A 12,274-nucleotide genomic window follows, 5' to 3' on the forward strand; every position below is an offset into this window, starting at 1 on the left:
CATGGAGCAGAACGGCCGGTCGCCCGCGGGGCAGCGCATCGACATGGAAACCCTGCTCGACCTCGGCGAGGCGGCGACCCACCTGATTCCCAAGATGGTGGACGACGAGACGGGCGTCCTGGCGGCCATCATCGAGAACGACGAACACGGCGGGCCTCACGGGACAGACGACCACGTGGACCGCGGGCCTGGCCCTGTCCTGGAACCTGTTCGACGGCGGGCTGCGCGAGGCCAACCTGCGCGAGTCCTCGGGCAAGATTGCCGAGGCCAACGCCGACCTGCGGGGCGCGGAGGAGCAGATTCGCGACCAGGTGCGCAAGGCGCGCGGCGAGCTGGAGACCGCCGAGGTCAACCTCGCCACGGCCGAGGAGCGGGTGAAGCTGGCCGTGGAGAGCGCGCGCCTGGCGAAGGAGAGCTTCGATGCCGGCGCCTCGACGTACCTCCAGGTGACGGACGTCAACGCGACACTCGCCAGCGCGCAGCTCTCCTCCGTGGCCGAGGCGCTCAACGTGCAGCTGTCACGGCTGGCCCTGGCGCGGGCGATGGGCCTGTTCGACCCCACCGGCCACTCGCTGGCGAAGCCGTAGAGTACCTGGGAGGCGCCGCGAGTGCCCGGGCCTGCCCCGCGTGCGGTGTCCCGTTCGTCGCGCCTCCGGGAGGCGACCTCTGAGTCCGTCACCCTGACCTCACGCCGCGCGCTGCAAGCGGCGCTTGTACCGGTCTCCCCAGTCGCGCAGGCCCAGGAGCACCGGCTCCAGCGAGCGGCCGAACGGGGTGAGCTCGTACTCCACGCGGGGCGGCACCTCCGGGTAGACGGTGCGCTTGACGAGCCCGTCCTCCTCCAGCTCGCGAAGCTGGAGCGTGAGCATGCGCTGGCTGCAGTTCGGCAGCCGCTTGCGCAGCTCCCCGAAGCGATGCGTGCCCTTGAGCAACCAGTACAGCACCACGCCCTTCCAGCGCCCACCGATGACGCCGAGGGCGGCCTCCACCGCGCAGTTCGTCTTCGAATCATCGTCGCGCTTGCGAGCCATGGTTCCCATTTTGTGCGTACTGGCCAAACTTGTGCGTACTTGCGGAGAAATAACCCGAAACGTACGTCTGCACCATGAAGACATGGGAACTGCAGCCGAGGCCGGGGTTCGATGCACTCACGCGGGCTGAGCGCCCGTCGCAGAGCGTGGGCTCGCACGAGGTGAAGGTCCGCGTCAGGGCGGTGTCGCTCAACTACCGCGACCTGCTCATCACCCGGGGGGCGGAGAAGAACCTCTCCTCCCCTCGCGTGCCCGTCTCCGACGGCGCTGGCGAGGTGCTGGAGGTGGGCTCGGCCGTCACCCGCTGGAAGGTGGGCGACCCGGTGATGGCCAACTTCTTCCCCCACTGGGTGGACGGCGAGCTGAGCGACGCGCACCACGCCAGCGCGCTCGGCGGCTCGCTCGCCGACGGCATGCTGCGCGAGGAGGTGGTGCTCCCCGAGCACGCCTGGGTGCGCATCCCGAAGGGGTACTCGTTCGAGGAGGCGGCCACCCTCCCCTGCGCCGGGCTCACCGCGTGGCAGGCGCTGTTCGAGGTCACCTCGCTCCGGCCGGGTGAGACGGTGCTGCTCCAGGGCTCGGGCGGCGTGTCCGTGTTCGCGCTGCAGCTGGCGAAGGCCGCGGGCGCGCGGGTGCTGATGACGTCGAGCAGCGCGGACAAGGCGGTGCGGCTGCGCGAATTGGGCGCGGAGGAGGTCATCGACTACCGCGCCGACGCGAAGTGGGGCGAGCGGGCCAAGGCGCTCACCGGCGGCCGGGGCGTGGACCTGGTGGTCGACGTGGGCGGACAGGCCACCTTCGACCAGTCCTCCGCGGCGCTGCGCTACGGCGGCTCCATGAGCATGCTCGGCGTGCTCACCGGAGCCCGGGGCGAGGTCAACCTGGGCGCGGTGTTCCAGCGGCGGCAGACGGTGCACGGCGTCTACGTGGGCTCGGTCTCCATGTTCGAGCGCTTCGTCGCGGCCCTGGAGCACAACCGCATCAAGCCCGTCATCGACCGCGTGTTCCCCTTCGAGGAGGCCCGCGCCGCCTGGGAGCACCTGGCCAGCGCGCAGCACCTGGGCAAGGTCGTGGTGAGCCTCCCATGAACGTCCTCATCGTCTACGCGCACCCCGAGCCCCGCTCGCTCAACGGCGCGCTGAAGAACCTGGCGGTGAGCCACCTCACCGGGCTCGGGCACACGGTGCGGGTCTCGGACCTGTACGCGATGAACTGGAAGGCCACCGCCGACGCGGGCGACTTCCTGGCGCACCCCGAGGGAGAGCGGCTGGCCTATGCCCGGGCCTCGAAGGCCGCCTTCGCGGGCGGCACGCAGCGCGCGGACGTGGTGGCCGAGCAGCAGAAGCTGCTCTGGGCCCAGGCCGTCATCTTCCAGTTCCCGCTGTGGTGGTTCTCGATGCCGGCCATCCTGAAGGGCTGGGTCGACCGGGTCTTCGCCTACGGCTTCGCCTATGGCGTGGGCGTGCACGGCGGCGAGCGCTGGGGAGACCGCTACGGAGAGGGCACCCTCACCGGACGCCGCGCGATGCTCTCCGTCACGATTGGCGGACGGGCCCCGCACTACACGGAGCGCGGCGTGAATGGCGCGCTCGATGATCTGCTCTTCCCCATCCAGCACGGCGTCATCTACTACCCCGGCATGGAGGCGCTCCCGCCGTTCAGCCTCTACATGTCCGACCGCCTCACGCCCGAGGAATGGCCGTCCGTGGAGGAGGCCTACAAGGCTCGGCTGGACGGATTGTTCACGGACGCGCCCATTCCGTTCCGCAGGCAGAACGGCGGGCACTACGACACCCAGCAGGTGTTGAAGCCGGGCCTCGGGCTCGGCGCGGGGGGCACGCGCATCCACCTGCTCCAGCCGGGTGAGCCGGAGCAGCACCGACTCAATTCGACGACGTCCGGATGAACCGCCCGGTCAGTTCACGAGGAAGTCGGCCAGCGACGACACGTCCGATGCGCAGTGGCCACCATAGAGCGGGTGCCACTCGGTCTTGACGCCGCGCTGGCGGGCGAGCTGGGCCAGGCGCTCGGTGCCTTCGTAGTTGCCGTAGGCATCGTAGAGACCGCAGGAGAGATAGAGCTCCGGCGTGCCGGGCCCCGCCTGGGAGATCAACTCCAGGGGCGAGACGCGGCGCCACTCGGCTTCGTCGGCCACGTACCTGCGCGCCAGCAGCCAGACGCCGAAGACGATCTTCGGATTGGCCCCGGTGCGCTCCATCGAGGCCCGGAGGGTTCCGAGGGAGGAGAACGGCGAGTCGAGATAGACGCCCGGGCAGAGCGCCGCGACCTTCGCGAACCGCGTCGGATGCGAGAGGCCCGCGACGAGGACATTGAGGCCGCCCATCGACTCTCCCAGCAGCATCCGCCGCCGGGGGCGACCCACCTTGGCTTCGAGCGCGGGCAGCCGTGACATGAAGTCCTCGAGCAGCCCGCTGTCCTCCTGCTTTCCCTTCGGCGTCAGCAGCCACGTCGGACCGTAGGAGACGGTGACGACGGTGGGCGGCAGGACTCCCGCGGCGTGCCAGCGCGCCTGCAGCATGCCGGTGAAGTAGGTGTCGTCGTTCCAGAGCGTCTCATCGAGCTTGCGTCCGTGGTGATGGTAGACGACGTCACCATTGGTGCCCGCCGCGGCGGTGTTGATGCAGTAACGAAGTGGACCTTCCGAATCGCACACCTGACTCGCGGGCGGGAACGAGGCCTTCTGGTCGCCGCGGCTGCGCGTGAGTTCCGTCCACGCGAACCAGGACACGATGGAGAGCAAGACGACGGGCAGCAGGTATCGAACCCGCCGTCCAGGGCGAGGCATGGGCATGGTTGAGGTATCCGATGGGAGAGGTGCCGTGACGACCGACGCGTGCGGCCCCGCCGAGCCCGCCTAGGCCAGCGCGACCTTCGAGTGGAGGTCGCGCGGCGTCGGCGGCTCCCCGGGCGAGCCGCTCGTCGAGATGTCCCCCTGCCTCAGGGGCCCGGGCAGGAGCCAGAGGCTCAGGAGGTAACCGAGGATCGCGCTGCCGCCATAGCCCACGACCGGAGTCGGATGGTTGCCGAGCGCGGCGGCGAGCATCACCGCGAGCCAGGCGGCCCCGAAGGTGAGGCAGGCCGGGCGGAGGTGCGGCTCACACGCCCTGAGGCGCAGCGCTGGGACGAGCAACAGGGCCAGGCCAGCCACGACAGCGCCCCCGGCGAGGGCATGGGCCGCGAAGGAGGAATGGAGGACCTGGTCGACGAAGGGGGTGGCGGGGAGCGTATCGGGGCGCAGCAGCGTCACCACGAACGCCAGGAGGCTGGCCGCGAAGGCCAGGCACGTCAGCCGGGACGCGCGCGTCGCCGTGACGGCCACCATCGCCGTGGCCATCATGGCCGCCATCGCGCGGTCCGGCTGGAGCGCCATGGCCAGCGCGGCGACGACGATTCCCATCGTCCCGAGCGGAGTGCGCGTCCGGGAGTAGCCGACGAGCATGAGCGGCAGGAGCACGAGGCTCGGCTGGACGACCACACCGCCGAGCCCGACCCAGCGACAGGCCCCCTCGACCCGGAGGCCGAGGAGCGAGGTCGCGAGCAACAGTGCCGAGAGACAGAGAATCAGCGCTCCGGCCCCGCGCTCGACCGACTCCGGGATGCGGCGGAGGAGGGACAGCAGGACCCACCCGATGACGAGCGCGCCCACGTTGCTGCCGAGGTAGCGGACAGGCGCCCCCGCGAGCGTCATGTAGACGAGCCCCAGGGTGACCGCGCCGACCGCGCAGAGCACGCCAACGGGCCCCGGACCGCGCGCCACGCCGAAGCCACGGTCCGCGCGCGACGCACGCACCTCCGCGCTCATCAAGGAGAGGAAGGGTTGCAGCAGGAGCAGGCCGAGGGCTCGCGGCGCCAGCCCGCGGAAGCTCTCCAGCGCGAACCTCAGCGCCTGGGTGTCATCGGGAATCTCCGCGAGCTCCGCCTGGATGGCCCACGCCCAGTCGCGCTGGTGCGGCGGCAGCAGGAACCGCAGGGCCCGGCACAGCAGCTCCGCCACGCGTCGCTGGAACCGGATGCTCATGACGTCGCCTCGCGGAGGCCACGGCGAGCCACCTTGCCTTCCGGCGGATTGTCGCGCGCGAGCTGGACCCCACTCCGGGTCAGCCGATAGGCGTGCCTCGGAGGCCGTCCGCCCTCCGCCGGCTGCTGCCACTCGGCCTCCAGGTACCCCTGGGCCTCGAGGCGAATCAGCAGCGGATAGAGCGTGCCCGACTTCACGTCCGCGAGACGGCACAGCTCATACCCGTGCGACCAGCGCTCGCCGGCCTCCAACAGCGCGGCGAGCACGACGCGGGCGTGATTCGACAGGGCGCGGGTTCGGGGCATGCCCCTTAAATCTACCTATATAGATTTAAAGTCAAGGGCCCGAGATGAACGCCGAGAGCCTGTCGACCACCCGGGCATCCACGTGCCCCGGTGTCTGGTATTCGGCGGGGCCAGGCTTGCCGGTGCCCTGGATGAACAGGTGGTTGCTCCCAGGAATCGTCACCACCTCGGCCTGGGGCAGCCCCTTCTTCCAGACGGCGAGGTCCTCCTCGGTGACCTGGTAGTCGCGCTCGCCGCGAAGGATGAGCGGGGGCCGCGCGAGCTTCCGGGCCATCGCGACACCGTCCCGTGAGGCCCAGTCCCGCCAGTACGCGGCGGGAGCGCCCAGCAGCTTCTTGTCGCCGAGCGTCCCCGCCTTCAGCAGCTCCACGTCCTTCTCGATGCCGGCGATGAGCTCCGGGGGCTGCTCGAGGTAGCGCAGCTGCGCGAGGAGGATGTCCCACGGCGCGCGCCCCGGCGGCGCCAGCAGGACTGCGCCCGAGACGGGGGCCGCGCGGACCGCTATCTCCGGCGCCAGGAGCGCACCCAGGCTGTGCCCCACCACGAAGATGCGCCTCGGGTCGATGTCCGCGCGGGCCTTGAGGGCCTCCACGGCGGCGACGGCGTCCACGACGACCTCGTCATCCATCGAGATGCCCGCCGCGGACTGCCGCGCGTACACCTTCGTCCGCTTGTCGTAGCGCAGGACCGCGATGCCTCGCGAGGAGAGCCCCTCGGCCAGGTCCTTGAACGGCTTGTTGGGCCCCGCCGTCTCGTCCCGGTCATGGGGACCGGAGCCATGGACCAGGATGATGCCCGGGAAGGGCCCCTTGCCCGAGGGCACCGTCAGCGTCCCCATCAGCTCCCAGGGCGCCTTCCCCACCGACACCTCCTCGCTCCGGAAGGCCGAGGCCTCGACATACGGCGCGGCGGACACGGCGGTCGACGGCGCGGCCCGCACGGGGGCCTGGTCCCGCATGACAGGGGCCGCCACCAGGGGCGCCTGGGACGACGACGAGCTCGCGCAGCCGCCAAACACCATCCAGGTGGTGAGAATCGAACCTCGAAGAACGCGACGCATGTTCCCTCCCCTCACAGAGGCCGCTGGGTGCCTTCGTCATCCGTCGAGCCGCGCTCGAGGCGGCGGGAGATGACGTACGAGTAGATGACTGGAATCACGACCACCACGCCCACGAGCACCATCACGAAGTCCGGCCCGTACCCCATCAACCCCGTGACCACGAGCGCGAGGCCCGCGAGCACGAAGAGCTTCCCGCCCAACCGGTGCGTGCGCAGCCAGACCTCGTCGTTCGCGAGCGTCCAGGGCGTGCGGATGCCGAAGAAGAAGTTCTTGGTGACCTTCCCCATGAAGTTGCCCAGCGTCATGAAGAGCAGGCCCGTCCCCGCGTGGAGCGCGCGCGCCATGGGCACGTCCACGCCCAGCCCCGCGAGCAGCACCAGCCCGTTCACCATGAACAGGAACGCGAGCAGCATCGCCATGACGAACTCGTAGACGGACTGGAACCGCTCCATCCGATAGCCCCGGGGTGAGATGCGCGGCAGCGCGAGCATCACCAGGTACACGCCCGCCATCACCAGCGGCTGCATGAAGGGGCCCCAGGGCTTCGCCGTGTAGCCATCCGCCACGCCCTTCGCGTTCCAGTGCGTGGGGATGGAGTCCGGCAGTCGCTCGTAGAACACCACCGCCAGCGCGAACGACACGATGACGAGCCCCAGACCCACTGCGTTCGCGCGGCTGATTCGCATCACGGCTCCCCGTTCTTCTTCTCGACCTTGAAGAGGTCCATCAACAGCGCCGCCACGTCCTCGAACACCGTCGTGTTGAGGGAGTAGACGATCTGCTGTCCCCGTCGCTCGCTGCGCACCAGGTCCGCCGCCTTCAACACGTTGAAGTGATGCGAGAGCGAGCCCTTCGTGATGTCGAACGCCTCCGCCAGCTCACCCGCGCTCTTCGAGCCCCCCTGCAGGAGCTTGAGCACCTTGCGCCGCGTCGGATCCGAAATCGCCTTGAAGACCTCCTGCGTCCGCATCAGGACCTTTCGATTGTTTGACGACTTTCAAAATAACGATTTCCGGAGGCCTGTCAAGCCACGGAGGCCCTGCGCTCAGGCGGCCGATTCGGCGGTGACGACGGCGACGAGCAGCTCGGACACCTCGCGCATGAACGAGGAATCCAGCGTGTCGGGCGTGTCCGTGGCGCGGTGGTAGTGGGGATTGCGGAAGTTCGCCGTATCGGTCCAGAGCACCGCCGGGCGGTCGGCCAGCCAGAACGGGACGTGGTCGCTGCGGGCCAGGTCGGGCAGCAACCGGTAGAGCGGTCCCCACGTCTTCGCGCCCATCAACCGCAGCCCCGCCGCCGCGTCCGAGCCGAGGGCCCGGTCCACCGCGCCATTGGAGCGCCCCTTCGCGAGCAGCCCGAGGAAGTCCGGGGACCGCAAGCCCTTGGGCACCCACGGCAGCGGCAGTTGCTGCGCCACGCCCGAGCGCTCGCGAAAGCCGACCATCTCCAACACGTGCGTCGTCCCCAGCCCGCATGGCAGCGCGGGGACGCCCTGGGTGACGAAGTCGTCGCTGCCCAGGAACCCGTCCTCCTCCGCGTTGAACGCGAGGAAGCCCACGCCCTCCCCCGCACCGCGGAGCGCCAGCGCCCTGGCGCACTCGAGCATCACCGCCAGCCCGCTCGCGTTGTCGTCCGCGCCAGGACAGTCCGGGACGCTGTCGTAGTGGGCCGCCACGAAGGTCACCGTGCGCCCCTTCGCGCTCCGGGGAAGCGCCACCACGTTCCCGTAGCGCCCCTGGAGGTGCACGTCGAGCCCCAGCCGCTCGAACGCCTCCGCCAGCACGTCCCGGACCCAGGCGTTGTTGCGCGCGTTCACGACGAAGTGTCGAGGGATGGCCAGGCGCTCCACCCACCGGAGCAACCGCGCCTCGGCCTCCACGGCCGCCCTGTCGACAGATGCAACCACCGCCTCCGCTGCTCGCTCTCGAATGACCACGATTGACTTACTTAGTAAGCTTATGGTGTAAGTACGTCAAGTCGACATGAAGCAGACGCACAAACGAGAACCCCTTTCGAGGGAGCGGATCCTCAGCGCGGCGCTCGACATCGTCGACCGTGAGGGCCTGGAGGCCATCTCCATGCGTCGGCTGGGTCAGGCGCTGGGCGTGGAGGCGATGTCGCTCTACAACCACGTCCCCAACAAGGCGGCCATCCTCGACGGGCTCTTCGAGACGGTGCTCGCCGAGGTGCCCTCCGCCAAGCGCGGGGGGACCTGGCAGGTGGCGTTGAGGGAGCGGGCCCAGGCGCTGCGCAAGGCCCTGCGCACGCACCCGAACACGCTGCCGCTGTTCGCGACGCGCGCCGCCGTCACGCCCGGGGCCATCGCCCACGTGGAGGCGGTGCTCGACACGCTGCGCACCGCGGGCTTCAGTCCGGACGAGGCGCTCAGCGCGCTCCAGGTGTTGATGGCCTTCGTCGTGGGCCACTCGCTCTCCAGCTACGCGCCCCAGCCCGACGACGCGCAATCACATCCCGCCTATCAGCAGCTGAGCGAGAAGGACTTCCCCCGCGTCCACGAAATCGCGCGCGTGCTGGACAGCCACGACGTGGAGGAGGAGTTCGAGCTGGGCCTGGAGGCGATGATGACCGGGCTGGAGGCGGCCCCGGCGCGCCGCAAGCCCGCCCGGAAGTAGGCCCCGCCCTCAGGCGCCGATGAGCCCCTGGCCGCAGACGCGCACCGTGTTGCCCGTCACGCCGTGGGCGCCCGGGCTCGACAGGAAGGTGACGAGCTCCGCGACGTCGCGCGGCTGTCCGCCCTGGGAGAGGGAGTTGAGCCGGCGGCCCACCTCGCGCGTCATCAGCGGCATCTTCGCCACCATGGCGGTCTCGATGAAGCCCGGGGCCACGGCGTTGGCGCAGATGCCCCGCGCGGCGAGCCGGGGCGCGAGCGCGGCCACGTAGCCGATGAGCGCGGCCTTGCTCGTCGCGTAGTTGGTCTGGCCGAAGTTGCCGGACACCCCGCTGATGGAGGACAGGTACACCAGCCGTCCCTCGTCGCGCAGCGCGCCGGTGCCGAGCAGCGCCTCGTCGATCGCCACGATGGCCGCGAGGTTGACGGTGAGCACCTGCTCCCACTGCTCGGGCGTCATCTTCGCGAGCGTGCGGTCGCGGGTGATGCCCGCGTTGTGCACGACGATGTCCACCCCGCCCGAGCCCGCCCTCAGCGCGGCCACCAGCGTCACGGGCGCATCCGGAGAGGTGACATCCAACAGGAGCGCCTCACCGCCCACGCGCGCGGCGGTCTGCTTCAGCGCGTCCCCGAGCGCGGGCACATCCAGGCACACCACGCGCGCGCCCTCCTGGGCCAGCCGCTCCGCCGTCGCCGCGCCGATGCCACGCGCCGCGCCCGTCACCAGGGCCACCTTGCCGCTCAACGCCGCGTGCAGCGGCACGGCCGACGCCGCGCGCACGTCGCCGGAGAGGTGGAGCGCCTGGCCCGACACATAGGTAATCCCCACGTCGCAGAAGAAGCGCACCGGGCCGGCCAGCCGCGCCTCGGCGCCGCGCGCCACGTAGGCGACGTTCGCGGTGACACCCTGGCGGCCCACCTCCTTGCCCAGGCTGCGCACGAAGCCCTCCACGCCACGCGCCGCCGCGGAGGCCGCGGGGCTCGGCGCCTCGTCCGGCACCGCCGCCAGCACCAGCACCCGCGCGTTGCGCGCGAGCCGGGGGAGCAGCGGGTGGAAGAAGTCGTAGAGGGCGCGCGTGTCCTGGGGCCCGCCCAGGCCCGTGGCGTCGAAGAGGACCGCGTCCACGCGCTGGGAGGCGTCCGAGGGAGGACCATCCAGCACCCGGGCGCCGCCGCTCGTGAACGCGGCCTGCGCGCCCTGTGCGGCGAAGCCACCCGGGGCCGTGCCCAGCACCACGACGCGGTTCGCGAAGGGCTGCGCCGCCCAGCCCCCTTCGGCCCGCGCCAGCCGCGTGGGCTGGGGCAGGCCCAGGGCCTTCACGAGCCCACGGGTGAACGGGTTGTGGGCCAGGGACATGAGCCGGTCGGTCATGGTGCGGTACTCCGGGGACTCGGGGAGGCGAGGCGCCGGGGACCGTAGCAGGAGTGCCCGGGCCTCGCGCTCAGCGCTTCGGCTTGTAGCGCAGCCAGAGCAAGTCCCCCGCGCGCTTCTCGACGGAGACCCGCTTCAGGTGCCGCGCGCACCCCCGCTTCCCCTCCACATCGAACAGCGCGGGCGTGCCCACGCCGCCATCCGCGATGGGCGCAACCAGGATGCTCAGCTCGTCGATGAGGTCCGCGGCCAGGAAGGTGCCGTTGATCTTCCCGCCCCCCTCCAGCAGGAGCTTGCGGATGCCGAACACCTTCCGGAGCTTCGCGAGCAGCTTCTTCAGGTCCAGCGAGTCCTTGCCGCCGAACAGGTACGAGACGCCCTTGGCCTGGAGGAACGCCAGGTAGTCGTCGGAGACCTGCTCGGTGAGGAGGGTGATGACGTGCTCCTCGTCGATGGAGCCCGACCTCCACGTGAGCTTCCCGGACGGGTCCACCACGATGGCGTAGGACTCCGCGTCGCGCCGCGCGATGAAGTCCTCGCGGGGAATCGGCGCGCCCGCCTTGCGCACGGGCACCTTCGCCTTGCCGGCGTAGGGCTCCATGGAGATGCGGCCAATCATCCACGCGTCCGCGTCGTAGGTCTCCGCCGTGCGCTCGTACTCGGCCATCGCCCGGGGTGGCAGCTTCCACCCCTTCGTGACGATGCGCCCGTCGAGCGATGGGACCATGTGGCAGACGACATACGGCCGCTTCGCGTCCTTCATGGTCCGGCTCCTGTCAGAGCTTGGAGGCCACGAGCTGGGAGAGCTCGATCATCCGGTTCGAGAAGCCCCACTCGTTGTCGTACCAGGCGAAGACCTTGGCGAAGCGCTCGCCCAGCACCTGGGTGAGCGTGGCGTCGAAGATGGAGGAGCGCGCATCCCCCAGGTAGTCGCTGGAGACCAGTTGCTCCTCGGTGTAGCCGAGGATGTTCGCCATCGGCCCCTCGCTCGCCGCCTTCATCGCGGCGTGAATCGAGTCCTTGGTGAGCGGCCGGGTGCTCTCGAAGGTGAGGTCCACGAGCGAGACGTCCATCGTCGGCACGCGCATCGCCTGACCATCGAACTTGCCCTTGAGGGACGGGATGACCTCGCTCAGCGCCTTGGCGGCCCCGGAGGACGCGGGGATGATGTTCTGCGCGGCGGCGCGCGCCCGGCGCAGGTCGCCCTTGCGGTGCGGCACGTCGAGCAGCGCCTGGTCATTGGTGTACGAGTGCGTCGTCGTCATCAGGCCGCGCTCCAGCCCGAAGCCGTCCAGCAGCACCTTCGCCACCGGCGCCAGACAGTTCGTCGTGCACGAGCCGCACGAGATGACGTGGTGCTTCGCCGCGTCGTAGTCCTGCGTGTTCACGCCCAGGACGATGGTCGCGTCGTGGCCCTTGGCCGGCGCGCCGATGATGACCTTGCGCGCCCCGGCGGACAGGTGCGCGACGGCCTTCTCCTTGTCGGTGAACAAGCCCGTGCACTCCAGCACGATGTCCACGCCCAGCTCCTTCCAGGGGAGCTTGCCCGGGTCCTTCTCCGCGACGACGCGAATCTCACGGCCCTCGATGACGAGCTTGCCGTCCCGCGCCTCGGCCCGGTGCGTGGCCCGACCATGGACGGTGTCGTAGTTGTACAGGTGCGCGAGCGTCGCGGCGTCCGTCAGGTCATTGAGCGCGACGAGCTCCAGGTCCTTGATGCCTCGCTCGAACATCGCGCGGACGATGCAGCGGCCGATGCGGCCGAAGCCGTTGATGGCGAGTTTCCGGGTCATTGCGTCAGGTCTCCTTGGGAAGAAGGGATGGCGGGGGCTCCCCAC

At 70.3% G+C, this 12,274-nt stretch carries 15 protein-coding genes; 4 read left to right on the forward strand and 11 right to left on the reverse strand.

Going from position 1 to position 12,274, the window contains the following annotated elements; genetic code table 11:
- Positions 1 to 188 precede the first annotated feature (188 nt).
- The gene (locus VZQ01_RS09390; protein WP_223785516.1) at positions 189 to 587 is read left to right on the forward strand and encodes a TolC family protein; all 399 of its coding nucleotides are present in this window, start codon (positions 189 to 191) and stop codon (positions 585 to 587) included.
- Positions 588 to 686: 99 nt separating this feature from the next.
- Here VZQ01_RS09390 and VZQ01_RS09395 read toward each other — a convergent pair whose 3' ends face one another.
- Positions 687 to 1,031 (reverse strand): winged helix-turn-helix transcriptional regulator, encoded by a 345-nt coding sequence (locus VZQ01_RS09395; RefSeq protein WP_046711907.1) that lies wholly within the window; start codon positions 1,029 to 1,031, stop codon positions 687 to 689.
- 74 nt (positions 1,032 to 1,105) lie between these two features.
- On the opposite strand from VZQ01_RS09395, the gene VZQ01_RS09400 reads away from it, so the two are divergent.
- Complete coding sequence (locus VZQ01_RS09400) at positions 1,106 to 2,119, forward strand: zinc-dependent alcohol dehydrogenase family protein (RefSeq protein WP_223785444.1); 1,014 nt, start codon at positions 1,106 to 1,108, stop codon at positions 2,117 to 2,119.
- The gene (locus VZQ01_RS09405) at positions 2,116 to 2,937 is read left to right on the forward strand and encodes an NAD(P)H-dependent oxidoreductase (protein ID WP_426747613.1); all 822 of its coding nucleotides are present in this window, start codon (positions 2,116 to 2,118) and stop codon (positions 2,935 to 2,937) included. Before VZQ01_RS09400 ends, VZQ01_RS09405 begins: the two co-directional genes overlap by 4 nt.
- A 9-nt stretch (positions 2,938 to 2,946) precedes the next feature.
- On the opposite strand, the gene VZQ01_RS09410 is transcribed toward VZQ01_RS09405, so the two are convergent.
- From VZQ01_RS09410 to VZQ01_RS09440, 7 genes are all read right to left on the reverse strand, one after another.
- Positions 2,947 to 3,843, reverse strand: coding sequence for an alpha/beta hydrolase-fold protein (locus tag VZQ01_RS09410; RefSeq protein WP_223752035.1), 897 nt, complete (start codon positions 3,841 to 3,843; stop codon positions 2,947 to 2,949).
- Between the two features lie 63 nt (positions 3,844 to 3,906).
- Complete coding sequence (locus tag VZQ01_RS09415; protein WP_223752036.1) at positions 3,907 to 5,070, reverse strand: hypothetical protein; 1,164 nt, start codon at positions 5,068 to 5,070, stop codon at positions 3,907 to 3,909.
- Entirely contained in the window at positions 5,067 to 5,375 is a 309-nt protein-coding gene (locus tag VZQ01_RS09420) for a PadR family transcriptional regulator (RefSeq protein WP_426747614.1), read from the reverse strand. The genes VZQ01_RS09415 and VZQ01_RS09420 overlap by 4 nt, the downstream gene beginning before the upstream one ends.
- Positions 5,376 to 5,406: 31 nt before the next feature.
- The gene (locus VZQ01_RS09425; protein WP_426747615.1) at positions 5,407 to 6,435 is read right to left on the reverse strand and encodes an alpha/beta hydrolase family protein; all 1,029 of its coding nucleotides are present in this window, start codon (positions 6,433 to 6,435) and stop codon (positions 5,407 to 5,409) included.
- Positions 6,436 to 6,446: 11 nt separating this feature from the next.
- The gene (locus tag VZQ01_RS09430) at positions 6,447 to 7,121 is read right to left on the reverse strand and encodes an SdpI family protein (RefSeq protein WP_426747616.1); all 675 of its coding nucleotides are present in this window, start codon (positions 7,119 to 7,121) and stop codon (positions 6,447 to 6,449) included.
- Positions 7,121 to 7,405, reverse strand: a complete 285-nt coding sequence (locus VZQ01_RS09435) for an autorepressor SdpR family transcription factor (protein ID WP_046711902.1) — start codon at positions 7,403 to 7,405, stop codon at positions 7,121 to 7,123. The genes VZQ01_RS09430 and VZQ01_RS09435 overlap by 1 nt, the downstream gene beginning before the upstream one ends.
- 75 nt (positions 7,406 to 7,480) lie before the next feature.
- Positions 7,481 to 8,341, reverse strand: a complete 861-nt coding sequence (locus VZQ01_RS09440; protein ID WP_408891348.1) for a M28 family peptidase — start codon at positions 8,339 to 8,341, stop codon at positions 7,481 to 7,483.
- Positions 8,342 to 8,417: 76 nt separating this feature from the next.
- Between VZQ01_RS09440 and VZQ01_RS09445 the strand changes: the two genes are divergently transcribed.
- Positions 8,418 to 9,068, forward strand: a complete 651-nt coding sequence (locus VZQ01_RS09445; RefSeq protein ID WP_223752041.1) for a TetR/AcrR family transcriptional regulator C-terminal domain-containing protein — start codon at positions 8,418 to 8,420, stop codon at positions 9,066 to 9,068.
- A 9-nt stretch (positions 9,069 to 9,077) separates the two neighbouring features.
- Here the strand turns inward: VZQ01_RS09445 and VZQ01_RS09450 are convergent, their stop codons facing one another.
- The 3 genes from VZQ01_RS09450 to gap all read right to left on the reverse strand — a co-directional run bounded on the left by VZQ01_RS09450 (position 9,078) and on the right by gap (position 12,229).
- Complete coding sequence (locus VZQ01_RS09450) at positions 9,078 to 10,436, reverse strand: 3-oxoacyl-ACP reductase (protein WP_426747617.1); 1,359 nt, start codon at positions 10,434 to 10,436, stop codon at positions 9,078 to 9,080.
- A gap of 70 nt (positions 10,437 to 10,506) precedes the next feature.
- Positions 10,507 to 11,199, reverse strand: coding sequence for a RibD family protein (locus VZQ01_RS09455; protein WP_426747618.1), 693 nt, complete (start codon positions 11,197 to 11,199; stop codon positions 10,507 to 10,509).
- A gap of 13 nt (positions 11,200 to 11,212) precedes the next feature.
- Positions 11,213 to 12,229 carry a type I glyceraldehyde-3-phosphate dehydrogenase gene (gene gap, locus VZQ01_RS09460; protein WP_223752044.1) on the reverse strand — a complete coding sequence of 339 codons (1,017 nt, stop codon included), beginning with the start codon at positions 12,227 to 12,229 and terminating at the stop codon, positions 11,213 to 11,215.
- Positions 12,230 to 12,274: the final 45 nt, after the last annotated feature.

Source organism: Myxococcus faecalis, from assembly GCF_050039385.1.
Taxonomy (GTDB): Bacteria; Myxococcota; Myxococcia; order Myxococcales; family Myxococcaceae; genus Myxococcus; species Myxococcus fulvus.